The 21,601-nt window shown below is 62.6% G+C and carries 24 protein-coding genes; 10 read left to right on the forward strand and 14 right to left on the reverse strand.

The genetic code is table 11. The annotated features are described in order from the left end of the window. Positions 1 to 31: 31 nt before the first annotated feature. A complete protein-coding gene (locus tag ANTHELSMS3_RS20660) occupies positions 32 to 583 on the reverse strand; it encodes a tetratricopeptide repeat protein (protein WP_368074424.1) in 552 nt (183 codons plus the stop codon). Positions 584 to 671: 88 nt separating this feature from the next. On the opposite strand from ANTHELSMS3_RS20660, the gene ANTHELSMS3_RS20665 reads away from it, so the two are divergent. Continuing rightward, a complete protein-coding gene (locus ANTHELSMS3_RS20665) occupies positions 672 to 962 on the forward strand; it encodes an SCP2 sterol-binding domain-containing protein (RefSeq protein ID WP_094036517.1) in 291 nt (96 codons plus the stop codon). Further along, positions 962 to 1,924, forward strand: a complete 963-nt coding sequence (locus ANTHELSMS3_RS20670; protein ID WP_094036518.1) for an alpha/beta fold hydrolase — start codon at positions 962 to 964, stop codon at positions 1,922 to 1,924. The genes ANTHELSMS3_RS20665 and ANTHELSMS3_RS20670 overlap by 1 nt, the downstream gene beginning before the upstream one ends. Positions 1,925 to 1,958: 34 nt before the next feature. On the opposite strand, the gene ANTHELSMS3_RS20675 is transcribed toward ANTHELSMS3_RS20670, so the two are convergent. Then, on the reverse strand, positions 1,959 to 2,729 hold the full coding sequence (locus ANTHELSMS3_RS20675) for an HpcH/HpaI aldolase family protein (protein ID WP_094036519.1): 771 nt from the start codon (positions 2,727 to 2,729) through the stop codon (positions 1,959 to 1,961). Positions 2,730 to 2,827: 98 nt separating this feature from the next. On the opposite strand from ANTHELSMS3_RS20675, the gene ANTHELSMS3_RS20680 reads away from it, so the two are divergent. The 6 genes from ANTHELSMS3_RS20680 to ANTHELSMS3_RS20705 all read left to right on the forward strand — a co-directional run bounded on the left by ANTHELSMS3_RS20680 (position 2,828) and on the right by ANTHELSMS3_RS20705 (position 9,276). Then, positions 2,828 to 3,823, forward strand: coding sequence for a ligase-associated DNA damage response exonuclease (locus tag ANTHELSMS3_RS20680; protein WP_094036520.1), 996 nt, complete (start codon positions 2,828 to 2,830; stop codon positions 3,821 to 3,823). Beyond that, a complete protein-coding gene (locus tag ANTHELSMS3_RS20685) occupies positions 3,820 to 5,412 on the forward strand; it encodes an ATP-dependent DNA ligase (protein WP_094036521.1) in 1,593 nt (530 codons plus the stop codon). Before ANTHELSMS3_RS20680 ends, ANTHELSMS3_RS20685 begins: the two co-directional genes overlap by 4 nt. A 98-nt stretch (positions 5,413 to 5,510) precedes the next feature. Next, positions 5,511 to 6,377 (forward strand): hypothetical protein, encoded by an 867-nt coding sequence (locus ANTHELSMS3_RS20690; protein WP_094036522.1) that lies wholly within the window; start codon positions 5,511 to 5,513, stop codon positions 6,375 to 6,377. A 176-nt stretch (positions 6,378 to 6,553) separates the two neighbouring features. Further along, a complete protein-coding gene (locus tag ANTHELSMS3_RS20695) occupies positions 6,554 to 8,365 on the forward strand; it encodes a M3 family oligoendopeptidase (RefSeq protein ID WP_094037272.1) in 1,812 nt (603 codons plus the stop codon). A 149-nt stretch (positions 8,366 to 8,514) separates the two neighbouring features. Next, entirely contained in the window at positions 8,515 to 8,805 is a 291-nt protein-coding gene (locus tag ANTHELSMS3_RS20700; protein WP_094036523.1) for a PAN domain-containing protein, read from the forward strand. Between the two features lie 87 nt (positions 8,806 to 8,892). Further along, positions 8,893 to 9,276: a hypothetical protein gene (locus ANTHELSMS3_RS20705; RefSeq protein ID WP_094036524.1), complete on the forward strand. Its 384-nt coding sequence runs from the start codon at positions 8,893 to 8,895 to the stop codon at positions 9,274 to 9,276. A 5-nt stretch (positions 9,277 to 9,281) separates the two neighbouring features. Here ANTHELSMS3_RS20705 and ANTHELSMS3_RS20710 read toward each other — a convergent pair whose 3' ends face one another. Further along, the gene (locus ANTHELSMS3_RS20710) at positions 9,282 to 9,542 is read right to left on the reverse strand and encodes a PAN domain-containing protein (RefSeq protein ID WP_094036525.1); all 261 of its coding nucleotides are present in this window, start codon (positions 9,540 to 9,542) and stop codon (positions 9,282 to 9,284) included. Positions 9,543 to 9,709: 167 nt separating this feature from the next. On the opposite strand from ANTHELSMS3_RS20710, the gene ANTHELSMS3_RS20715 reads away from it, so the two are divergent. Next, positions 9,710 to 10,213: a glutathione peroxidase gene (locus ANTHELSMS3_RS20715; RefSeq protein WP_254694798.1), complete on the forward strand. Its 504-nt coding sequence runs from the start codon at positions 9,710 to 9,712 to the stop codon at positions 10,211 to 10,213. 51 nt (positions 10,214 to 10,264) lie between these two features. Here ANTHELSMS3_RS20715 and ANTHELSMS3_RS20720 read toward each other — a convergent pair whose 3' ends face one another. From ANTHELSMS3_RS20720 to ANTHELSMS3_RS20765, 10 genes are all read right to left on the reverse strand, one after another. Next, the gene (locus ANTHELSMS3_RS20720) at positions 10,265 to 10,501 is read right to left on the reverse strand and encodes a YdcH family protein (protein WP_094036527.1); all 237 of its coding nucleotides are present in this window, start codon (positions 10,499 to 10,501) and stop codon (positions 10,265 to 10,267) included. A gap of 115 nt (positions 10,502 to 10,616) precedes the next feature. After that, positions 10,617 to 11,216 (reverse strand): thermonuclease family protein, encoded by a 600-nt coding sequence (locus tag ANTHELSMS3_RS20725; protein WP_368074425.1) that lies wholly within the window; start codon positions 11,214 to 11,216, stop codon positions 10,617 to 10,619. A 155-nt stretch (positions 11,217 to 11,371) separates the two neighbouring features. Further along, on the reverse strand, positions 11,372 to 13,024 hold the full coding sequence (betA, locus tag ANTHELSMS3_RS20730; RefSeq protein ID WP_094036529.1) for a choline dehydrogenase: 1,653 nt from the start codon (positions 13,022 to 13,024) through the stop codon (positions 11,372 to 11,374). 103 nt (positions 13,025 to 13,127) lie between these two features. After that, positions 13,128 to 14,588, reverse strand: a complete 1,461-nt coding sequence (gene betB / locus ANTHELSMS3_RS20735) for a betaine-aldehyde dehydrogenase (protein WP_094037273.1) — start codon at positions 14,586 to 14,588, stop codon at positions 13,128 to 13,130. 24 nt (positions 14,589 to 14,612) lie between these two features. Next, the gene (betC, locus tag ANTHELSMS3_RS20740; RefSeq protein ID WP_094036530.1) at positions 14,613 to 16,121 is read right to left on the reverse strand and encodes a choline-sulfatase; all 1,509 of its coding nucleotides are present in this window, start codon (positions 16,119 to 16,121) and stop codon (positions 14,613 to 14,615) included. Beyond that, positions 16,118 to 16,684: a transcriptional regulator BetI gene (gene betI, locus ANTHELSMS3_RS20745; RefSeq protein ID WP_094037274.1), complete on the reverse strand. Its 567-nt coding sequence runs from the start codon at positions 16,682 to 16,684 to the stop codon at positions 16,118 to 16,120. Before betI ends, betC begins: the two co-directional genes overlap by 4 nt. Positions 16,685 to 16,817: 133 nt before the next feature. Then, positions 16,818 to 17,864, reverse strand: a complete 1,047-nt coding sequence (locus ANTHELSMS3_RS20750; protein ID WP_157733597.1) for a DUF1036 domain-containing protein — start codon at positions 17,862 to 17,864, stop codon at positions 16,818 to 16,820. A gap of 72 nt (positions 17,865 to 17,936) precedes the next feature. Continuing rightward, positions 17,937 to 18,116 (reverse strand): hypothetical protein, encoded by a 180-nt coding sequence (locus tag ANTHELSMS3_RS20755; protein WP_368074426.1) that lies wholly within the window; start codon positions 18,114 to 18,116, stop codon positions 17,937 to 17,939. A gap of 130 nt (positions 18,117 to 18,246) precedes the next feature. Further along, positions 18,247 to 19,146: a DMT family transporter gene (locus ANTHELSMS3_RS20760; RefSeq protein ID WP_439098659.1), complete on the reverse strand. Its 900-nt coding sequence runs from the start codon at positions 19,144 to 19,146 to the stop codon at positions 18,247 to 18,249. Positions 19,147 to 19,190: 44 nt separating this feature from the next. After that, positions 19,191 to 19,784, reverse strand: coding sequence for a LysE/ArgO family amino acid transporter (locus tag ANTHELSMS3_RS20765; protein WP_094036534.1), 594 nt, complete (start codon positions 19,782 to 19,784; stop codon positions 19,191 to 19,193). A gap of 140 nt (positions 19,785 to 19,924) precedes the next feature. Here ANTHELSMS3_RS20765 and ANTHELSMS3_RS20770 point away from each other — a divergent pair, with 140 nt between their 5' ends. Further along, positions 19,925 to 20,635, forward strand: coding sequence for a DUF5765 domain-containing protein (locus ANTHELSMS3_RS20770; protein ID WP_094036535.1), 711 nt, complete (start codon positions 19,925 to 19,927; stop codon positions 20,633 to 20,635). Positions 20,636 to 20,644: 9 nt separating this feature from the next. Here the strand turns inward: ANTHELSMS3_RS20770 and ANTHELSMS3_RS20775 are convergent, their stop codons facing one another. Then, entirely contained in the window at positions 20,645 to 21,394 is a 750-nt protein-coding gene (locus tag ANTHELSMS3_RS20775; RefSeq protein ID WP_157733598.1) for a hypothetical protein, read from the reverse strand. Between the last annotated feature and the right edge of the window lie 207 nt (positions 21,395 to 21,601).

A 21,601-nucleotide genomic window follows, 5' to 3' on the forward strand; every position in this document is an offset into this window, starting at 1 on the left:
CCCCAAGCCAGAGCAGCGTCCGTTCGCCTCGTCAGAGTGTGATGCCGATGGCCTCACGTTCAAGCCGCTCCATCGCCTGTGAAACGTTGGGGTCGTGCGGCCTGAGTTCAAGTACCTTTTCAAAGGCGCGATAGGCAAGGATCGGTTTGCCGACCTGCTCATTGATCGCCCCCACCCCGCGCAGCGCGGCAAAATGGTCCGGGTTCAGAGCCAGAACATGTTCCAGAGCATCCATCGCCGGGCCGAACCGTTCCGCCTCGAAGTACGCCAGCGCCAAACCGTGCCAGCCTTCGGCGAATTCCGGCGCATGGTCGGTCAGAGCGTAAAAATGTTCGATCGCAGCGGCAGAATCCTTGACCTCCAGCGCGTCTCGCCCGCGCTTCAACAACAAGTCCATGCTGGCAGATCCGGACTTTGACCACTCAGAAATGATCTGATTCTCAAGACGCTGCGCGGCCACCTCGGTTTCGGCCTGCGACAGCTCTTGCAGCAGCTCCTCTGCCCTGTCCTGAGCCCGCCCAAGGGAAGGTAGGGAAATCATGACTAGGGCACAAAATGCCGCGAGGATACGTTTGTATTCCATATTAGCCGTCCTCATAACTTGGGATGAGTGTAGCGCCAATGCGCCGATTGGCCAGCGCACGTTTTTGAGAGAAAGCCGAGGAATAAAAATGAGTGACACTGTTAACGCGGCCGTAACCGCCCTGAATGAAAAAATGGACGGAAACGGGTTTGAAGGCACCGCGAAAATGACCATCGAAGACGAAGGCAGCCTGATCATCGACGAAAACGGCGCTCATGCCGGCGAGGAAGACGCGGATGTCACCCTGACCGCCAGCGCCGAAACCTTTGAGGCGATCGTCAGCGGCGATCTTGATCCGACATCGGCCTTCATGTCCGGCAAGCTAGCCATTGAGGGCGATATGTCCGCCGCCATGCGTCTGGCACAGGTTCTGGCCTGATGAACGTCTCCCCCGCCCCTTTTCATGCCGATCTCGCTGAGGGTCCGGCTGACTCCCGTGCCTGGTGGATGACCACCTCGGACGGGTTGCGCGTGCGCATCGCGCATTACGCAAGCCAAGGGGCGCGGGGCACGGTTCTGCTCTTTCCCGGCCGCACTGAATATGTCGAAAAATATGGCCGTGTGGCGCGCGTCCTGTCGGACGCGGGCTATCACACGCTGGCCATTGACTGGCGCGGCCAGGGGTTGGCCGACCGGATGCTGGGTGAACGCCGCACGGGCCATGTCGGCGTGTTTGAGGATTATCAGCACGATGTCGCGGCGATGACGCGGCTGGCAGATGATCTGGGCCTGCCCGGCCAACGCCACCTGATTGCCCATTCCATGGGCGGCTGTATCGGGTTGCGCGCCGTCTATGACGGGCTTGACGTGGCCTCTTGTGTCTTTACAGGGCCGATGTGGGGCATCCGCATCGCCGACCCGGTGCGCCCCGCCGCATGGGCCATCTCACGCATGTCGAAAACCGTGGGGCTGGGACATCTCTTTGCCCCCGGAACCGGTGTCGACAGCTATGTCGCCTCTAACGCCTTTGCGGAAAACCTGCTGACCACCGACGCCGAAAGCTGGGACTATATGCGCCGTCAGGTGCTGGCGATCCCGGAGCTGCAACTGGGCGGGCCATCGCTGCACTGGCTGCATGAGGCTCTTGCAGAAACGCGTCGCCTTGCCCGCCTGCCCTCCCCCCAGCAGCCCAGCATCTGCTATTGCGGCACCAATGAACGGATCGTCGACATCGACCGAATCCGCGCCCGCATGGCCCGCTGGCCGAACGGACGGCTGGACATGGTCGACCAAGGTGAACATGAAATCCTGATGGAGGCACCGCTGATCCGGGAACGCGTCCTGGCAGAGATTGTCTCCCATTTCGACAGCGCGGGCGCGCAGACCGCGCTGCGGGCCTGATCCCGCCGACACACCCACGCGCCGCACCGTTCACTCAATCGCTGATGCCGTGAACCGCCCGGGCCGCCTCTGCCGCGCCCTGCCGCATCCATGTCTGTTCAGAGGCGATGCAGAAGATGTTGACGCCATATTGCGCGGCCCAGTCCTGCGCCGCAGCTCCTGTGCCGACAAAGCTGGCATAGCCCTTGCCAACCGCGCGGCACGCGGCCCCCACGCGGGCCAGCGCCGCCTTGACCTCATCATTGTCTATATCGGTATGCCCGTAGCCCACCGACAGGTCCGCCGGGCCCAGAAACAACCCGTCCACGCCCTCGACCGCCGCGATCTCTTCGCAGGCCTCGACCGCCGCAGGTTCCTCGATCTGGGCCAGCACCACGGTTTCGTCCCGGCTTTGGGCCAGCACCTCGGGCATAGAGCGGATGCTGTATCCGGCCCAGCGGCTTGACCCGGCATAGCCGCGCCCGCCCAGACCAAAATGGGCTGACCGCGCCACGGCCTCCGCCTGAGCCACGGATTCGACATGGGGGACAATCACCCCCACCGCGCCATAATCCAGCGCCTGCAAGATCTCACGCGGACTGGCATCGCCCACCCGTACCATCATCGGAAAATCCAACGCCCGCGCCACGGCAATACAGGCATCCATCCCCACCCGGTCGAACGGCGCGTGTTCCGCATCCAGACAGACAAAATCCAACCCCGACTGCGCCAGCACCTCGATCACCGGGATCGAAGGTGCCTTGACAAAGGTGCCCGCCAACGGTGCGCCGCTCAGTACCTGTTTCTTGAAATCCGCGTAACCCATGGGCCCTCCTGCTGTTCCCGCCACCCTTGCGCACCCCATTGGAGGGGCACAAGAGCACCCTCGCTGGTCCGCGCTAAAAAAGCCCCTATCCTTGCACCATGACAAAGCCGGTCCTCACCTTTACCGACCGGGGCATCTATTGCCCCGCCGGGGATTTCTACATTGATCCGTGGCGCCCGGTGGACCGCGCGCTGATCACCCACGGCCATGCCGACCACGCCCGACCGGGGCACGGCGCGTATCTGGCCACAACTGGCGCGCTGCCGGTGATCCGTCATCGGCTGGGGGAGATCACCGCAGAGGGTATCGCCTATGGCGCGGCGCAGGCCATCGGCGGCGCGCGCGTGTCCTTTCACCCCGCTGGACACCTGCCCGGTTCCGCCCAGATCCGGGTTGAGGTCGGCGGACAGGTCTGGGTGGCGTCGGGTGACTACAAGACCGCGCCTGACGGTCTGTCCGAACCGTTTGAGCCAGTGCGCTGTCACGCCTTCATCACCGAATGCACCTTTGGCCTGCCCGTCTTCACATGGCCGTCGCAGGACGCAGTTGCGGCAGACATCAACGCATGGTGGGCCGGCAACGCCGCGCAGGGCCGCGCGTCGCTGTTGGGGGCCTATTCGCTGGGCAAGGCGCAGCGTCTGCTGTCCATTCTGGCCCCCCAAGGCCCGATCCTGACCCACGGCGCGGTCGAGGCCACCAATGCCATCCTGCGCGCGCAGGGCTATGCGCTGCCCGACACGATCCCGGTCACACCAGATACGGACACCAAGTCCCACAAGGGTGCGCTGATCCTTGCTCCGCCTTCGGCACTTGGCAGCACATGGGCGCGCCGTTTCGGTCCAGCCTCTACCGGGTTTGCGTCCGGCTGGATGCGCCTGCGCGGCATCCGCCGTCGCCGGGCCATGGACCGGGGGTTTGTCGTATCTGACCACGCCGACTGGCCCGGCCTGCATCAGGCGATCAAGGCGACCGGCGCGGAAAAGGTATTTACCACACACGGTTACACGGATATCTTCGCCCGCTGGCTCAAGACCCAAGGCTATGACGCCGAAGTTGTCCCGACCGAGTTTGGCACCGAGGAAGAGGCGTCATGAAACGCTTTGCCGCCCTCTTCACCGCCATCGACCAGACCACCAAAACCACGGCCAAAACAACGGCTTTGGCCGAATACTTTACCCACGCACCCGACAGCGACAAACTCTGGTGCATCGCGTTGTTCACGGGCCGTCGGCCCAAACGCGCCGTCACGACCACTGCCTTGCGGACATGGGCGGCAGAGCGCGCTGAAATTCCTCTCTGGCTGCTGGAAGAGTCCTATCCCATCGTCGGCGATTTGGCCGAAACTCTGGCCCTGATTCTGCCGCCGCCTTCGCGGACCTCTGACCACAGCCTGACCCACTGGATCGACATTCTGCGCGCCTTGCACGACGTCCCGCTGGAGGAGCGCAAACCCCGCATTCTTGATGCATGGGACCAGTTGGACCCAACAGAACGGTTCCTGTTCAACAAACTGATCACCGGCGGGTTTCGCATCGGCGTCAGCCGAAAGCTGATGACCCGCGCGTTGGCGCAGGCCACCGGGCAACAAGAGGCCACCCTTGCGCACAAGCTGATGGGCGGTTGGACACCCGGCGACACTAGCTTTCACGCCCTGATCGAGGCCGACGACCCCGCCGCCGATCAAAGCCGTCCCTATCCGTTCTACCTTGCGCATCAACTGGATGACGCACCTGACGCGCTGGGTGCTCCGGCAGATTGGCAAGCGGAGTGGAAATGGGACGGCATCCGGGGGCAGTTGATCCTGCGCGACAATGCCCATCACGTCTGGTCGCGGGGCGAGGACCTGATGACCGACCGTTTCCCCGAATTTGCCCGCGCCGTTGATTTCCTGCCGCCGGGCACCGTGCTGGACGGTGAGATTGTCGCGTGGGACGGCACGCAACCGCTGCCGTTCAACACGCTGCAACCGCGCATCGGGCGCAAGACAGTGCCCAAGAAACTGCTGCGCGAGGCCCCCGTGATCCTGCTGGCCTATGACCTACTGGAACACAACGGCCAACACCTGCGCAACAGCCCGCTGATCGACCGCCGCGCGGCACTGGAAACGCTGCTGGCCGACCTGCCAGAGGACGTCCCCATCCGTCCCTCCCCCGCCTTGCCGTTCGACAACTGGGCCCAACTCGCCAAGACCCGCGACAAGGCTCGTGACATGCGCGCAGAGGGCCTGATGCTGAAACGCAAAAACAGCCCCTATCTGTCAGGCCGCAAGAAAGGCGACTGGTGGAAGTGGAAGCTGGATCCGCTAACCGTCGACGCCGTCATGATCTACGCCCAACAGGGCCACGGCCGCCGCGCCAACCTGTTCACCGACTTCACCTTTGCGGTCTGGCAAGGCAACGATCTGGTGCCATTCACCAAGGCCTACTCCGGCCTGACCGACGCCGAGTTTGAGGAGATCACCCGCTGGGTGCGCAAGAATACCCTGCAACGCTTTGGCCCGGTGCGGCAGGTACGGCCCAAACATGTCTTTGAGATCGCCTTTGAGGGCATCCAGCCAAGCCCTCGGCACAAGTCCGGCCTTGCCTTGCGGTTTCCCCGCATGGCCCGCTGGCGGCATGACAAAACCGCCCAAGAAGCCAACACATTGGACGATCTGCATGCGCTGCTTGCCGCCTACGGCTGACACAAACCGCGGTTTCCGCAGGGTCCGGTATTGCGGACTGGCAGGGCCAGCGCCTAAGTGGCTACCCTTGGCACATTAAATTCAAGGTATTGCCACTCATGCTCCGTCCCGCGCTGCTCTCATTTGTCCTTCTGTCGCCCGCTGTCGCATCAGCGCAATCCTTCAGCTTTGACGGCACGGTTGCGCTTGGCACGACCGACATCGCTGGCGGCTCTGGGATTGGTGTGATCGACGCCACGGCGGCCATTCCCTTGACCCAACGCTTTCCCCTGACGTTCGAGATTGGCACTTATCTCTTCGGGCTTGACGGCAAGCGACCGCACGAAACCTATGCTGCCTTTGCCTGGGACGACACATGGCGCGCAGGTGTGGTGCGCCCGGCCTTTGATCAGGTGCTGCCGTCGGTCTTTGCCCGAACAGCCCCCTATCTGGCCTATGAGCGCGCCGAATACACCCGCGCCCACGCCACGGTCGAAGCGATGCGCCGCACGGCGGTGCCGTGGGGGGTGTCGTGGCAACAGGCATTCGGTCAAACAGACGTCGCCGTTTCGATCCACGATGCGAAAAAGGGCAACTTTCGCTCTGCCTCGGTCGCGCTGACCTATCAGGGCGCGGGCTGGACGCTGGCGGCTGCGGTGGAAACCGTGACGTCGGACGATTTTACCCATGAGGGATTCAACGCCAAACTGGGCGCGCGGTTTGACGTGGGCCAGATGGATGTCGGCGTCACCTACCTAAGCCCGGACGTCAACGAAACCCCCGACGCGCTGGCGCTGGACGTCGTCGTTCCGGTGTCCACCCGGTTTGATCTACTGGCGTTTGGTGAGTTGACGGACAAAGCCACCGATGACGCCTACGGGCTGGCGCTGGACTACAAGATCCAGCCGGACTCCAGTGCCCTGTTTGCTGTCACCGATGGCGAACGAGACAGCGCGGTTCACCTGACGCTGGAACGCCGTTTCTGACGGCCGCATAGCGGCGGTGCGGGCCGACCTGCACCGCGTGACCCGCGCCATTTCCCCTGCCCATGACCGGCATAGACGGATTTTCGACGAAAATCCGCACCGCCATACCCGTTTCGACTGTTGAAGCCGCCCGGGCAGCGGCTTAGCTGTTGATCAAACAGACCAAGGAGAACCCCATGACCCTGCGACCCGTCTTTGATGCCAATGCCACTGCCGGGGGCAAGGGCCTGGGAGATCTGCCCGAATGGGACCTGACCGATCTCTACGCCTCTCCCGACGCGCCGGAACTCAAGCGCGATCTGGACTGGCTCGAAGAGGCGTGCCGCAGCTTTGCCGCCGACTATGAGGGCAAGCTGGAGACACTCGACTCGGCGTCCTTTCTGACGCTGGTGCAGCGCAATGAACGGATCTCCGCCGTCGCGGGACGCATCATGTCCTTTGCCGGCCTGCGCTACTACCAGCTGACCACCGACGCCGAGCGCGCCAAGTTCCTGTCCGATTGTCAGGAAAAGATCACCAATTACACCACGCCGCTGGTGTTTTTCTCGCTCGAGGCCAACCGCCTTGGCGACGACCACTATGAGGCACTGTTTACCGGCAACCCCGATCTCGCCCGCTACAAACGCGCCTTTGACCGGATGCGCGCGATGAAGCCCTATCAGCTGTCGGATGAGCTGGAAAAGTTCCTGCACGATCTGGGCGTGGTCGGCGACGCCTGGGAAAGGCTGTTCGATGAGACCATCGCCGGGCTGACCTTTGACGTCGACGGCGAAGAGCTGAACATCGAGGGCACGCTGAACCTGCTCACCGATCAGGACCGGACCAAGCGTGAGGCCGCCGCCCGTGAACTGGCCAGCGTCTTTGCCGACAACGTCCGGACCTTTGCCCGCGTTCACAACACCCAGACCAAGGAAAAGGAAATCCTTGATCGCTGGCGCGGTATGCCCACAGCGCAATCCGGCCGCCACCTGTCCAACGACGTCGAACCCGAGGTGGTTGAGGCTCTGCGCAACGCCGTTGTCGCCGCCTATCCGCGCCTGTCGCACCGTTATTATGAGCTGAAGCGCAAGTGGCTGGGTCTGGACGTGATGCAGGTCTGGGACCGCAACGCGCCGCTGCCGATGGAAACCGAACGTGTCGTCGACTGGGACGAGGCGCGTGAGATGGTCATGACCGCCTACAACGCCTTTGACCCGCGCATGGGCGAGATCGCCACGCCCTTCTTTGACAAGGGTTGGATCGACGCGGGTGTGAAACCGGGCAAAGCCCCCGGTGCCTTTGCCCACCCCACCGTCACCGATGTCCACCCCTATGTGATGCTGAACTACCTCGGCAAACCGCGGGACGTGATGACGCTGGCGCATGAACTGGGCCACGGCGTGCATCAGGTGCTGGCCGCCGATCAGGGCGAAATGCTGTCCTCCACCCCCCTGACGCTGGCGGAAACCGCATCGGTCTTTGGGGAAATGCTGACCTTCCAGAAGATGCTGGAAAACGCCAAAAGCGACAAGGAGCGCAAGGTCCTGCTGGCGGGCAAAGTCGAGGACATGATCAACACGGTCGTGCGCCAGATCGCCTTCTACGACTTTGAATGCAAATTGCATGAGGCACGCCGCGGCGGAGAGTTGACCCCGGACGACATCAACGCCCTGTGGATGTCGGTGCAGGCGGAATCCTTGGGCGGCGCGTTCGAGTTCATGGAAGGCTATGAAACCTTCTGGTGCTACATCCCGCACTTCGTCCACTCGCCGTTCTACGTCTACGCCTATGCCTTTGGCGATGGCCTCGTGAACGCGCTCTACGCCGCCTACCAAGAGGCGCCAGAGGGCTTTCAGGACAAATACTTTGACATGCTCAAAGCAGGCGGATCGAAGCACCACAAGGACCTGCTGGCCCCCTTCGGTCTTGACGCCAGTGACCCCAAATTCTGGGACAAGGGCCTGTCGATGATCGAAGGCTTCATCGAAGAACTTGAAGCGATGGAATGACCGCAATGGCCCCAGCGCGTCCGCCGCGCTGGGGCCATACCAACGAGTTGACTTGCCCTAGGGGAAACCGCCACAGGAATTCCCCGTTCCGAAACGGTAGCGATTGATAGGGTCAGCCCTATTCAATCAACATTTCGGAGACGTATTTCATGTCCTGCAAACTATTCTTGTCCGCATCCATCGTTTCGATTCTGTTTACCGCCAGCGTTCAGGCGGAAGAATTTGAAAAATGCTCCATCACCCCAGTCGATCAGGTCGGGTTTATCGACACCTTCACCACACCCGACGACTGCGTTGCTGCCTGCAAGACCACTGAGGGCTGTGATAGCTGGACTTTTCGACCGCACAGCTTTGACGCTGGGATGCCCGGCCAGTGCAAGCTGATCAAGGGCGTGTTCAGCCGCGAAGAGTCCGACAAGGTCTATTGCGGCGAGATGTGATCGCCCCTGCCGGTCGCGGGTTTTCGGCGACCGGCTGCCCTGACCGGGGGCAACCCCATGACCTTTGGTCTCTGACAGGAGCCCCCCATGAGATCCATACGTCTTCTGGCACTGTTCGCCTTTCTGGGCCTGACAGCCCTGCCCGGCCATACGCAAGACACCTATCCCGCCAACGGCACACAGATCGAACTGGAAGGGACCAAGTGGATCGTCGCGGGCGCAGGCACCACGGCAATGGACTACACCGCCACAGGTGAAAGTCTGGCCGTCTACATCAATGAACCACATGGCTGGGTCGCGGTGATGACCCTTGTGCCCGATGCGGGCAAAAAGGTCGCTCTGGACCCTGCCGCGCCGATGCTCTGGATTGACGGCGAAGAATACAAGCCGTTCTCCGGCAACGGCTACCTGTTGAAAACCGGTAAGGGCAAACCCTTCATGTTGCTGGAATACGACCGCGCGGCCAACTGATCCGCTCAGCCGCCCAGGCGCCCGCAGAAGTCGCGCGTATGATCCTCTCGCGTGCCGTCATCCGGCAGCAAACGGCATTCCCCCGGCGCGGTCTTGGGGTTGAAAGTGTGCGGCGTATAGGACCAAGCCACGCATCCCTCTGTTTGTTCACAAAACGCCAGACAGGCGTCCGGCCCCACCAGTTCATAGCTGTACTCGATCACGCTGCCGGTGGGGTACAGCTTGCAGCGGTCCTCGGCGACGGACGGCCCTGACAGGGTCGCCAAACACACGGCCCAACAGATCGTTCTGCAAGATGGGGACACCTGAACCTCCATTTTCGACGCCGCATCACCCGTTCAGGATGCGCAATCCTGCGCAGGGGTCAAGCGCGCCCGGCTAGGATGCCCACAAACGCGCCGGGGATCGCCACAGCCTCATTACGGGCCATCCCTTGACCCTGTTCGCCGCTCTGCTCGCGTTTCCCGTCTGGGCCGCGCAGGGCTTTACCTTTGCCAACATCGACGGCGGCACGCTGTCGATGGATGACTGGCAGGGCCGTCCCGTGCTGGTGGTCAACACCGCCTCTCAATGTGGCTTTACCCCGCAATACGACGGGCTTCAGGCGCTTTATGACCGCTACCGCGACCGGGGTCTGATCGTGCTTGCCATTCCGTCTGACGACTTCCGGCAAGAACTGTCCACCGCCCAAGAGGTCAAGGATTTCTGCGCGGTCAATTTCGATCTCGACATCCCGATGACCGACATCACATCCGTCCGGGGTCCGCAGGCACACCCGTTCTACCGCTGGGTCGCGCAACAGTCCGGATTCACCCCGGCATGGAACTTCAACAAGGTTCTGATCGGCCCCGACGGCCAGATCAATGAGACCTTCGGCTCTGCCACCCGACCGCTGTCGGGAATAATCACCCGCGCCATCGAGGCGGCGCTGAAATGAAATACGCCCCGGGTCATCCCGGGGCGCGTTCCTACTGATCAATGCCCGTGTTCAGGCGCGCAGCATGCCATAGATCTCATCCTTGAGCGACGCGCGCTGCTTGCGCAGCTGATCTTCGGCCAATTGTTCCATCGGTTCGACATTGGTCTCTGCCCGATGCACCTGACGGTTGATTGCATGATACTCGTCCGCAAGTTTCACGAAATGTGCGTCCGACTGTTTCAACTCGTGCATCTTGTCCGCGAATTCCGGAAACTCTTCGGGCAGTTCGTGCGGTGTGTGTGACATCGGCGTCTCCTTTTCTTCTGTTCGAAGACCAATTTACACAAGCCGGAACCACATGCTTTGACCGGGATCAAATCCGCGCAGCCATTGCCTTTTTTCTCACAGCCAACTCAGGCTGTCAGCGTTGCGCCCGCCGCCATCCGGCATCCTGCGCCTCAGCCTCTGAACAGAACCAGCGCTCTCCTTTGGCCGGACTGATCCGCGTCGTCCCATACCACGATTGCCCCGGGACATGGTAAATCCGCGCATTGCCTCGGCTAGAGATATTGCCCTTGATCACACAGCCATCGGGGGCCTTGGCAAGATGTTGCGCGTCATGACCACGCCGCGCCGCCTTGCGAAAATCGGCTGGTGATTGCACACCCGCCCCGTGCAGGCCCGCGCCGCGTTGCATCGCGGCGGCCTGTTGCGGCAGGTAATCATGGGAATAGTCCAGGTACGCAAAGGCCAGTCCGCCCCGCACCAGCGCCGCGCCCAGATCCTCACCCGCAACTTCGCAGCGCGCAACGGTGCGCCCGTATTTGTCGATGTCCACAGCCGCGCACCGGGCATTGCGACCGTCGAACCGCGCCCGCACCTCGCCAGTGATCCAACTGCCACAGGGCCACATCGGAGCTGTCCGGCTACCGCAGAACTGCGCCTTTTCAGGCGCGTCGATGCCATGCAGCCGGATACGCGTCTCACCAATTACGACCGTATCACCGTCGATGACACGCAAGGGCCCGCTCAGGTCCGCCAAAGCGACCGACGCCAGCGAAGAGAGAACAAGAGCGAAACAAAATCTTAACATATCGTTAAGATCGGCCCGCCCGCACCCAAATTCAAGCTGCAAGTTAACGAATGGTTAACCGGACCTTAACTGCATTAACAGTTTCAGCGCTGCGCGGTTTCCCACTCCGGATGCACCCAAGGCTGCACATTCTCCGGTGGCATACGACGTCCCAGAACGTGATCCGCGATTTTCTCCCCCACCATGATTGAGGGCGCGTTCAAATTGCCATTGGTGATACGCGGAAAAATCGAACTATCCGCCACTCGCAGCCCCTCAACCCCAATCACCCGGCCCTCTGGATCGACCACCGACATGGGATCGTCCGCCGCCCCCATCCGGCAGGTGCCGCATGGATGATAGGCGCTTTCGGCGTGCTCGCGGATCACCGCGTCCAGATCCGCGTCCGATTGCGCCTGATCCCCCGGCTGCAATTCCTTGCCGCGATAGGGCGCAAAGGCCGCTTGCCCAAAGATCTCCCGCGTGAGCCGGATACAGCGGCGAAAGTCCTGCCAGTCCTGCTCTTCGCTCATGTAGTTAAACAGAATGCGCGGGTCCGTATCGGGATCGGCTGACCGCAACGTCACCTCGCCCCGTGACGGCGACCGCATCGGCCCCACATGCGCCTGAAAGCCATGCCCCTCGGGGGCGACCTGACCATCGTAGCGCACGGCGATGGGCAGGAAATGGTACTGGATATCCGGGTATTGCACCCCCGCCTGCGACCGGATAAACCCCGCGCTTTCGAACTGGTTCGACGCCCCCGGCCCCTTGCGCGCCAGCAACCATTGCAGCCCGACCCAGGCCTTGCCCATCAGGCTCCAGTATTTCGCAAGGCTGACCGGCTGCGTCGCGGCCATTTGGATATACAGCTCCAGATGGTCCTGCAGGTTCTGCCCCACGCCCGCCCGGTCCGCCAAGACCTCGATGCCATGTTCTGCCAGATGAGCGCCGGGCCCGATCCCCGACAGCATCAACAGTTTGGGTGAGTTGATCGCACTGGCGGCAAGCATCACCTCAGCCCGCGCGCGGATCACCTCGACCGCGCCGCCCCGCGTCACCTCGACCCCCACGGCGCGGCCCTGCTCAAAAACAACCCGCCGCGCCAAGCCGCGCACCAGTTCCGCCCCCTGCGCCAATGCCGGACGCAGATAGGCCTTTGCCGCCGACCAGCGTTCCCCTTGCCAGACGGTCATGTCAAACGCGCCAAAGCCTTCTTGCTGCTCACCGTTGTAATCGCCCGTGACCGGATAACCCGCCTGCCCGCCTGCCTCGACAAAGGCCTGCACCAGCGGGTTGTCCCGCTTGCCGCGCGTCACATGCAGTGGCCCGCCCTGACCGCGCCACGACGGATCGCCACCATGCCCGCCGTCGTGCCAGTCCTCCATCCGCTTGAAGTACGGCAGCACATCCGCATAGCCCCAGCCCTCACAGCCAGCATCGCGCCAATGGTCATAATCCAGCGCATGACCGCGCACATAGATCATGCCGTTGATCGACGACGACCCGCCGATCACCTTGCCACGCGGACAGGCCATGCGCCGCCCGCCCATGTGCGGTTCCGGTTCGGTCTGATAGCCCCAGTCATAGCGCGGCATGTTCATCGGATAGCTCAGCGCGCCGGGCATGTTGATGAACGGCCCCCAGTCGCTGCCGCCATGTTCGATGACGATCACCGATTTGCCCGCCTCGGTCAGCCGCGCCGCGATGGCACAGCCGCCCGATCCCGCGCCGACAATCACATAATCCGCTTCCATGGGTCCGCCCCTTCAACCTTCAAAACGGGCACACACCCTACCGCCCCCACCGCGCGCTTGCGGGCGCGGGGTGGGCGGGTGGGCGCGCCCGCAAGCGCGCCCCTCAGAACGGCGCCTCTACGTCGCCCATCCGCACAAACACCGACTTCAACTGCGAATAATGTCCGATCGCCGCCTTGGAATTCTCACGCCCGACACCCGACATCTTGACGCCCCCAAAGGGCAGTTCTACCGGCGCGTCATTGTACGAATTGATGAAACACGATCCCGCGTCCAACGCCTCGATCACCCGATGCGCGCGCGCCAGATCGCGGGTAAAGACCCCCGCCGACAGCCCCATCGTGGTGTCATTGGCGCGCGGGAGCACCTCATCCTCGGACTCGAAATCCAACACCGCCATGACGGGGCCAAAGATCTCTTCGCGCGCGATCACCATGTCATCGGTCACATCGGCAAAAACCGTCGGCGCGATGTAGAACCCGTCCCGTTCCAGCGCAGCCCCGCCGCAGACCAGCCGCGCACCCTCGGCCACGCCCTTTTCGATATAGCCCAGCACAATCTCGCGCTGCCGGGCGCTGACCATCGGGCCAAATGTCACCGCCTCGTCCATCGGATCGCCGATCACAGCCCCTTGCAGACGCACCGCCAGACGCTCCAGAAACGCCTCCTTGATGCCCTTTTGCACAAAGACCCGCGTGCCGTTGGAACAGACCTGCCCGGAGGAATAGAAATTCCCGAGGATCGCGCCCCCAACGGCGTTTTCCAGATCCGCGTCGTCAAAGATCACCAGCGGGGATTTCCCGCCCAGTTCCATCGTCACATGCTTCATGCCCTCGGCGGCGGCGGCATAGACCTTGCGGCCCGTAGGCACCGATCCTGTCAGCGATACCTTGTCGACACGGGGATCGGTGACCAGCGCCGCCCCCACGGCCCCCGCGCCCTGCACCACGTTATACAGCCCTGCGGGCGCGCCCGCCTCGATCATGATCTCGGCCACTTTCAGCGCGCAGAGAGGCGTTTCCTCAGACGGTTTGAAGATCATCGCATTGCCGCAGGCCAGCGCAGGCGCGCCCTTCCAGCAGGAAATCTGCGTCGGATAATTCCACGCGCCGATGCCAACGCACAGGCCCAGCGGTTCGCGCACCGTGTAACCCCAGTTGCCGTCCGGCAGTTGCACATGTTCACCCGTCAAACTGCCCGCCAGACCGCCGAAATACTCCAGCGCATCCGCCGCGCTGGTCGCATCCACATACAGCGTTTCGGACAGCGGCTTGCCGGTGTCATAGCTTTCCAGAACCGACAGATCGCGGTTCCGTTCGCGTATGATATCGGCCGCCCGGCGCAGCACGCGGCCCCGTTCCGTCCCGCTCAGCTTGCGCCATTCGGCCTGCGCCCGCCGCCCGCTGGAAATCGCCTGTTCGATCACCGCCGGCGTCGCCGCGTGCAGGCGCGCAATCACCGCGCCGGTGGCCGGATAGACCACCTCGATCACCTCACCTGCGGTATCCTCAAGATACTGGCCATCGACAAAATGCGAGGCCTGCGGTTGCGTGTCATAACTCATCATCTGTCTCCTGTAGAACCGACGCTACTCGCCGCGTGGAAAGCGCTGGCTGTCTTCCACGTCATTCAAATCCATATGGTTGCGCATGTACCGCTCGCTGGCTTTTTGCAGCGGCTGGAAATCCCACGGGAAATAGCCACCCTGCCGCAACGCCTCATAGACCACCCAGCGCCGCGCCTGAGACTGCCGCACCTCGGCATCGAACCGCTCCAGATCCCAGCGCGCGGCGGATTTGACCCGGAATTTCTCCAGCACCTCCGCATGGACCGCGTCCTCGGCCAGATTGGTCAGCTCATGCGGGTCAGCCTCAAGGTCAAACAGCTGCTCGGGGTCCAATGCGCAGTTGGTGTATTTCCACCGCCCCTCGCGCAGGCAGACCAGTGGCGCATAAGAGGCCTCTGCCGCATATTCCATCGCCACCGGGGAAATGCGCGCGCGCCCCTGCATGACCGGCGTCAGGCTTTCACCCTCGGTCCACGGCATGACCTCGGACATGTCCACCCCCGCCAGATCACACAGCGTCGGGCACAGGTCGATGGTCGAGACCGGCGCGTCGATCCGCGCGCCCTCGGCCCCCGGTACCGCGATCATCAAAGGAACCCGCGCCGCACCTTCGTAAAAGCTCATCTTGAACCACAGGCCCCGCTCGCCCAGCATGTCGCCGTGATCTGAAACAAAGACCACAATCGCCTCTTGCCGGGTCTCTTCCAGCACCTCCAGCAGCTTGCCGATCTTCTCATCAAGGTATGAGATATTGGCGAAATAGGCGCGCCGCGACCGGCGAATATCCTCTTCCGAGATGTCAAAGCTGCGCCAGTCGTTGGCGTCAAAGATCCGCTTGCTGTGCGGATCGTGATCCTCATACGCCATGGCCGGAACCTCTGGCGTCAGGTGGTCGCACTCCTCGTAAAGATCCCAGTACTTCTTGCGCGCCACATAGGGGTCATGCGGATGGGTAAAGCTGACGGTCAGGCACCAAGGGCGGTCGTCCTTGCCCCGCGCCAGATCATACAACTTGCGCTCGGCGTGATAGGCCACCTCATCGTCGTATTCCATCTGGTTGGAAATCTCGGCCACACCGGCGCCCGTCACCGACCCCATGTTGTGATACCACCAGTCGATCCGCTCACCCGGTTTGCGATAGTCCGGTGTCCAGCCGAAATCTGCGGGGTAGATATCCGTGGTCAGCCGTTCCTCGAACCCGTGCATCTGGTCGGGACCGACAAAATGCATCTTGCCAGAAAGACAGGTCTGATAGCCCGCCCGCCGCAGGTGGTGCGCATAGGTGGGGATGTCCGAGGCAAACTCTGCCGCGTTGTCATAGACCCGCGTCATGCTGGGCAATTGCCCGGACATGAAACTGGCCCGCCCCGGCGCGCACAGCGGACTGGCGGTATAGGCGTTCTGGAATCGTACCGACCGTTCCGCCAGCGCGCGCAGGTTCGGCACATGCAGCCAATCGGCAGGACCATCCGGGAACAACGTCCCGTTCAACTGGTCCACCATCACGATCAGGATATTGGGTTTGGTCATGTCGTCCTCATCAGGGCGTGGGCGGTTTCGATGACTTGGCAGGCGGCCCCCTCGACGCCGTTGCCCGACAGCGCCGCCCGCAGGTAGACGCCATCAATCAGCGCCGCGATCTGCTGGGCCACCGCGTCCGGGTTGTCGGCCCGGTCGCGCAACGCATGCACCAGATTGGAATGAAGCCGCCGTTGATAGACATGCAACAGGCGCGCGGCCTCTGGTTCCTTCCGCGCCAGCACATAGAAATTCAACCACGCCGCCACCGTGTCAGAGCGAAAACAGCTATCGGCAAAGTTCGCCGCGATCACCGCCTCCAACCGCGCACCGTCCGGGGCAGAGGCCAGCGCATGGCGCACCTCGGCACCGTATTCTGTCAGGATATGGCGCATGGCGGCGAGGAAGATCTGTGCCTTGCCGCCAAAGTAATGATGCGCCAGCGCGCTGGACATGCCGGCCCGCCGCGCGATTTTTGAGACGGTCACGTCCAGCGACCCGGCCTCTCCGATCTCGGCCACCGTGGCCTCCATGAGCGCCGCGCGCCGAATTGGTTCTTGTCCGATCTTTGGCATCGCCACAGGATGGTTTTTATTGACTGTCCAGTCAATCAAAAACACCGCGACCAACAACCACACGCAAAAAGCGCCGAAACCCTGCTCAGGTTCCGGCGCTGAATGTCTGTCGAAAACCTCCGTCGCGCGGCGGTCAGTCGACCCGGCGATAGGTCAGCACATCGCCCAACTCAGGGATGATCAGTTCCAGCCGGACCGCCGTCACCTCGCCCAGATGCTCACACCAACTCTCCTGCGTCTCCAATTCGGTCCGGGTGAACCCGACCCCCTCATAGGGCGCATCCGGACACGTCCCGCCCAGCGTCATCCACTGATGGCCGATGAATTCGCCGCCGTAGTAGTCGTAGACATCCGCTCCCGCGATCGTGAATTTCGCTTCGGGATCGTCCACCGACTGCCAAGACCCCTGCAACATGCGCCGCTCTTCGGCAAAGAAATCGCCGTCGAACACCTCTGTCACCCGCGCCAGCGCCACCTCGACCGTGATGTCGCCGTAGTTGACCATGTCGCCTTCGATCTCGACAGCCAGCGGCATGGGCCAGTGTTGCAGATCGTCCAGAATGCTGTCCGCCGAACCGCCGCCGTAATATGCGTGATATCGCCAGCCCTCGATCTCAAAGCTGCAAAAATCCAGCCCGTCGATCAGTTCACACCCCGTGAAGATGCCGCTTTGGGTAAACGGCTCTCCCAGACTGCCGCGCGGAAAAGGCACGACACTTTCCAGAGGCAGATCCTCTTCGTTGTATACGGGGTCTGGATCGTCTGGCTCCGGGCTGGCCCCGTCTGCCACCAATGTCAGGGTGAAATCCGCGGCCTCGCCGGTATCGACCTTGCGAAAGCGCGTGCTGTCATAGCCCCGCGCGGCGCAATCCGTGTCGCCCTCGATGGTGAAGGCCCCAGAGGTGCTGCAAAAGGAAAACGGCCCGTCGAAACCGCCACCTTGGACCGTAGCCCTGTAGTAGAAATACTGGCGATCAAAGGCGCGCGCCATGACCGTCTTGCACTCTCCCGGAGCCAGTTGCCACCAGCCCTCGGATGTCCAGATCCCGCCGGGGGCCTCATAGCCGATGGCCACGCTTTGCCGCAGATCCGTGTCGTTGCAAACGTCCAGTCCGGCCTGCGCGGCCATTGGCATTACCGCCAATACAAACGCAGCACGACGCAAATTCCGTGTCGTCAAATTCTGTCCTCCCTGTTTGGGAAAACATCAGAGACGTCACACGGACGCCCTGTCGAGCCTTTTGACGCAAAATCAGAGGTTCAGCGTACCCAGCACCCGGTTCTGCGGCAGGCGGGCCACTTCGACGCCGCAGTCGGTGCGCCGCAGGTTGTAGCCATAGCCGCGCATCCGAAACCGCCATTCTGCGTCGGAAAGAACCTTCTGCCGTTCGTTCAGCAGGAAATTCTCGATCTCTGTCATGTCTTCAGTCATTCTACCCTCCGCAAACATCTAATTTCTCCCGATATGCTGCACGCGAATGCTTGCAACATCGTTAAAAATTAGGGCGCGATTGCGCCTAATCGAAGGTGTTTCAGCGAAAACGTGACCTTGCGTCAGCGCATCAAATCTTGGTTTCCGGCACCAGCGGTGTGATTCGCCGCTTGAGCACCGCTTCACGCCAAGTGATGAAAATCACCGCCGCCATGATCACCGATCCACCCGCGATGACCCAAGGATCCACAGGCTCGCCAAAGACAATCGCGCCCAGCGACACGGCCCAGATCAGTTGCAGGAACGTCACCGGCTGCGTCACCGTCATCGGGGCGGCGGCAAAGGCCAATGTCATGGTGTAATGTCCGGCGGTGGCGAAAAACGCCACGCCCAACAACACCAGCAACTCCCACCACGTCGGCCAGACCCAGACCGCAATCGCCAAAGGCGCCAGGCCGATGGTCACGCCGACGGACAGCAGCGCCACCACCACCGCCGCGCTGACCTCACCCGACAGGATCTTGGCCAAAATGTACGACACGGCAAACAACAGGGCCGTCCCCAGCATGGCAAAATGCCCCGGGTCCAGTTCGCGAAAGCCCGGCCGCAAGATCATCAGCGCCCCGATCAGCGCCGCCACAATTGCCATCACCCGCCGCAGCGCCAGACGCTCGCCCAGAAAGATCACCGCCAGCACCGTCACATAGACCGGGTTGATGTAGTTCATCGCCGTCACCTCGGCGATGGGGATGCGGGTCATGGCGAAAAACCATAACGCCACGCCGCAGGTGTGAAAGACCGCACGCAGCGAGAACAGCCGCCACATACGCGGCGTCAGGCGGGCTTGCGCAAGGCTCTTGGCCATCGGCAACAAAAAGACCAGACCCAGCACATAGCGCAGAAAGGCCGACTCCGCCGCCGGGATGCGCTGGCCCAAGGATTTCACCAAGGCCGTCACCGCGACAAAGCACAGCCCCGTCACCACCATCCAGAACACGCCCCACGCCGGGCTTTGTTGATTGTTCGCCATGCCCATGGCTTAACCCATTGTTCCGCAGGCACAAGCCCTGCGGATCACATCAGGATCAGCTTGGCCGCGATGGCCCACATGGTCAGCCCGATCACCAGATCCAGCACCCGCCACGACGAGGGGCGCGCAAACAGCGGTGCCAGCGCCCTTGCGCCATAGCCCAGCGTAAAGAAAAACACGAAAGAGGCCGTCATCGCACCCAGCGCAAATCCCAGCCGGTCGTCATATTGCGCCGACACGGCCCCCAGCAGAACCACCGTGTCCAGATAGACATGCGGGTTCAGCCAAGTCAGGGCCAGACAGGTCAGCACAGCCGCCCGCAGGCTCTGTGCGCCTTCCCCCGCGGCCAGCACCGCGCCCCCCTTCCACGCCGCGTACAGCGTTCTGGCCCCGTACCAGATCAGGAACGCGGCCCCAAACAGGCGCATTCCCCATTCCAGCCCCGGCACCGCTTCGACCAGCACGCCAAAACCCGCCACCCCCGCCGCTATCAGCGCCGCGTCCGACACCGCACAGACCAGCACCACGGGCAGCACATGCGCCCGACGCAGCCCCTGCCGCAGCACAAAAGCGTTCTGCGCCCCGATCGCAAGGATCAGGCTCAACCCCAGGGCAAAGCCCGCCAGTACCGCTACCATTGTGCCCCCGCCTGTTGACATGCTCCGGTGCCGTCCCCTCGCGCGGAACCGCCCCAAGGGCAAGCGAAAACACCGCCACCCCGCCAGGGCATTGACCTTGCCCGCCCTTTCCAGAAATCTGTCCGTAAGGGAGCAAACACATGTGCTGGAGTGAAACCGCCACATTCGCCATGGTCGGGCTTGGGACCGCCGCCACCGTCGCCACATGGCGGCGCGGAGACCCCGCGGGCATTTGGGGAACGCTGGGCTATTTCACCCTGATGGAGGGGCTGCAGGCCTGGGGCTATGGCGTGGTCGACCAATGCGGCACGCCCGCCAATACCACTGTGACCGTGCTGTCCTACCTGCACATCGCTTTACAGCCCATCGTGATCAACCTGTTCTGTCTGGCCCTCGTCGGGCCGGGCATTGTTCCACGCACCAGACAGCGGGTGCTGATGCTGGCGTCGCTGGCCTCGCTCACCCTGTTGGCGCGGCTGATCCCGGCGGATTGGCTGGGCACCTGCCTGCCCGGCACGCCGCTGTGCGGGGCGGCGTTCTGCACCATCTCGGGCGACTGGCACATCGGCTGGACCATGCCGCTGAACAACCTGTTCAGCCTCGCCCATTGGGTCGGCGGGATCGGGCAATACCCCGACTACCTGCTGGCCAGCCTCGTGTTGCCCTGCCTCTACGGCGCATGGCGCTTTGCCGTGCTCAACACGCTTGCCGGGCCACTGCTGGCCTCTGGGCTGACCAGCAACCCCGCCGAGATGCCGGCCATCTGGTGCCTGCTGTCGATCGTTCTGGTGCTGATCGGGATCAGCCCGCTGATCCGGCGGCAGGTCTTTCCCGCACGCGCCACCGCCTAAGATCCCGCCTCAACGCCGCGTCCGCCCCGGTGGGTAAAACAGATACTCCGCCAACACGCCCAGCTTGAACGGCAACCGCCCCTTGCGTTCCACCAGTTGCTTCAACGTCAGATGGCGGCGGCGCACAATAGCGCGGGCAATGCGAAACTCGGTCCGCCGCTTGCGCTCCAGCACCGCGGCGGGCAGCAGCCGCTTGATGCCTTTCCACAGCCAGCCCAGCTGCAAAAACGCCAGTGCCTTGAACAGGCCCTTTTGCAGCGACGACCATGTCACCCGCACCGTTGCACTGCCCACCGCCACCAGCCATAGCGGCAGTTGCACCGAAAACAAAATCAACCACAGGCCCATCGACGTCACCGACAAGGCCAGCGAGGCAAACAGGATCACCAGCCACGCCACCGCCCGCTCCGCCCGGCTAAGCCCGTTGAACCAGTCCATCAGCCGCGCATAGCGCACCTGAACAATCGCCAGATAGCCCTTCATCATCAACTGGATGCGCCGCAACAGCGCCTTGCCCAACATCAGGGGCACAACCGATGACATCAGCCATTTCTTGATCAGCTCGACGCGAAAGAACATAGCGCCCTGCGTCTTGAGCCAAACAAAAAGCACCGGCAATTCAACACCGATCAGCTTTTTCATCAGCACCTTGAGCTGGGTCAGGATCAGCCCCAGCGCAATCAGCACCTCATGGCCGAAATACCAGGTCGCCGCCCCCGAAAGCGCGACGACAACGACCAAAAGCAAGAGCGCGCGCAACAACATCCCCCCGGCTTAGGCGGTTTTTGCGCCTCCCCGCAAGTCGGGCATTCCGTCGGGATCGTGCCTATTTGACAGATACGGTGGCGCGACGCTGATCCAAAACCAGCGCCAGGACACTGGGCACAGCACGAATCTGCATGCGATCACAGCCGCCGCCCCGCGCACTGACATCGTCACAAAGGGCAGACGCCGACCTGCCCGCGC

This window comes from Antarctobacter heliothermus, from assembly GCF_002237555.1.
GTDB lineage: Bacteria > Pseudomonadota > Alphaproteobacteria > Rhodobacterales > Rhodobacteraceae > Antarctobacter > Antarctobacter heliothermus_B.

Excerpts from the sequence above, each read along its gene's own strand:
- ANTHELSMS3_RS20660 (WP_368074424.1), bottom strand. The coding sequence starts at position 583 with ATGGAATACAAACGTATCCTCGCGGCATTTTGTGCCCTAGTCATGATT.
- ANTHELSMS3_RS20665 (WP_094036517.1), top strand. The coding sequence starts at position 672 with ATGAGTGACACTGTTAACGCGGCCGTAACCGCCCTGAATGAAAAAATG.
- ANTHELSMS3_RS20670 (WP_094036518.1), top strand. The coding sequence starts at position 962 with ATGAACGTCTCCCCCGCCCCTTTTCATGCCGATCTCGCTGAGGGTCCG.
- ANTHELSMS3_RS20675 (WP_094036519.1), bottom strand. The coding sequence starts at position 2,729 with ATGGGTTACGCGGATTTCAAGAAACAGGTACTGAGCGGCGCACCGTTG.
- ANTHELSMS3_RS20680 (WP_094036520.1), top strand. The coding sequence starts at position 2,828 with ATGACAAAGCCGGTCCTCACCTTTACCGACCGGGGCATCTATTGCCCC.
- ANTHELSMS3_RS20685 (WP_094036521.1), top strand. The coding sequence starts at position 3,820 with ATGAAACGCTTTGCCGCCCTCTTCACCGCCATCGACCAGACCACCAAA.
- ANTHELSMS3_RS20690 (WP_094036522.1), top strand. The coding sequence starts at position 5,511 with ATGCTCCGTCCCGCGCTGCTCTCATTTGTCCTTCTGTCGCCCGCTGTC.
- ANTHELSMS3_RS20695 (WP_094037272.1), top strand. The coding sequence starts at position 6,554 with ATGACCCTGCGACCCGTCTTTGATGCCAATGCCACTGCCGGGGGCAAG.
- ANTHELSMS3_RS20700 (WP_094036523.1), top strand. The coding sequence starts at position 8,515 with ATGTCCTGCAAACTATTCTTGTCCGCATCCATCGTTTCGATTCTGTTT.
- ANTHELSMS3_RS20705 (WP_094036524.1), top strand. The coding sequence starts at position 8,893 with ATGAGATCCATACGTCTTCTGGCACTGTTCGCCTTTCTGGGCCTGACA.
- ANTHELSMS3_RS20720 (WP_094036527.1), bottom strand. The coding sequence starts at position 10,501 with ATGTCACACACACCGCACGAACTGCCCGAAGAGTTTCCGGAATTCGCG.
- betA (WP_094036529.1), bottom strand. The coding sequence starts at position 13,024 with ATGGAAGCGGATTATGTGATTGTCGGCGCGGGATCGGGCGGCTGTGCC.
- betB (WP_094037273.1), bottom strand. The coding sequence starts at position 14,588 with ATGAGTTATGACACGCAACCGCAGGCCTCGCATTTTGTCGATGGCCAG.
- betC (WP_094036530.1), bottom strand. The coding sequence starts at position 16,121 with ATGACCAAACCCAATATCCTGATCGTGATGGTGGACCAGTTGAACGGG.
- betI (WP_094037274.1), bottom strand. The coding sequence starts at position 16,684 with ATGCCAAAGATCGGACAAGAACCAATTCGGCGCGCGGCGCTCATGGAG.
- ANTHELSMS3_RS20755 (WP_368074426.1), bottom strand. The coding sequence starts at position 18,116 with ATGACTGAAGACATGACAGAGATCGAGAATTTCCTGCTGAACGAACGG.
- ANTHELSMS3_RS20760 (WP_439098659.1), bottom strand. The coding sequence starts at position 19,146 with ATGGCGAACAATCAACAAAGCCCGGCGTGGGGCGTGTTCTGGATGGTG.
- ANTHELSMS3_RS20765 (WP_094036534.1), bottom strand. The coding sequence starts at position 19,784 with ATGGTAGCGGTACTGGCGGGCTTTGCCCTGGGGTTGAGCCTGATCCTT.
- ANTHELSMS3_RS20770 (WP_094036535.1), top strand. The coding sequence starts at position 19,925 with ATGTGCTGGAGTGAAACCGCCACATTCGCCATGGTCGGGCTTGGGACC.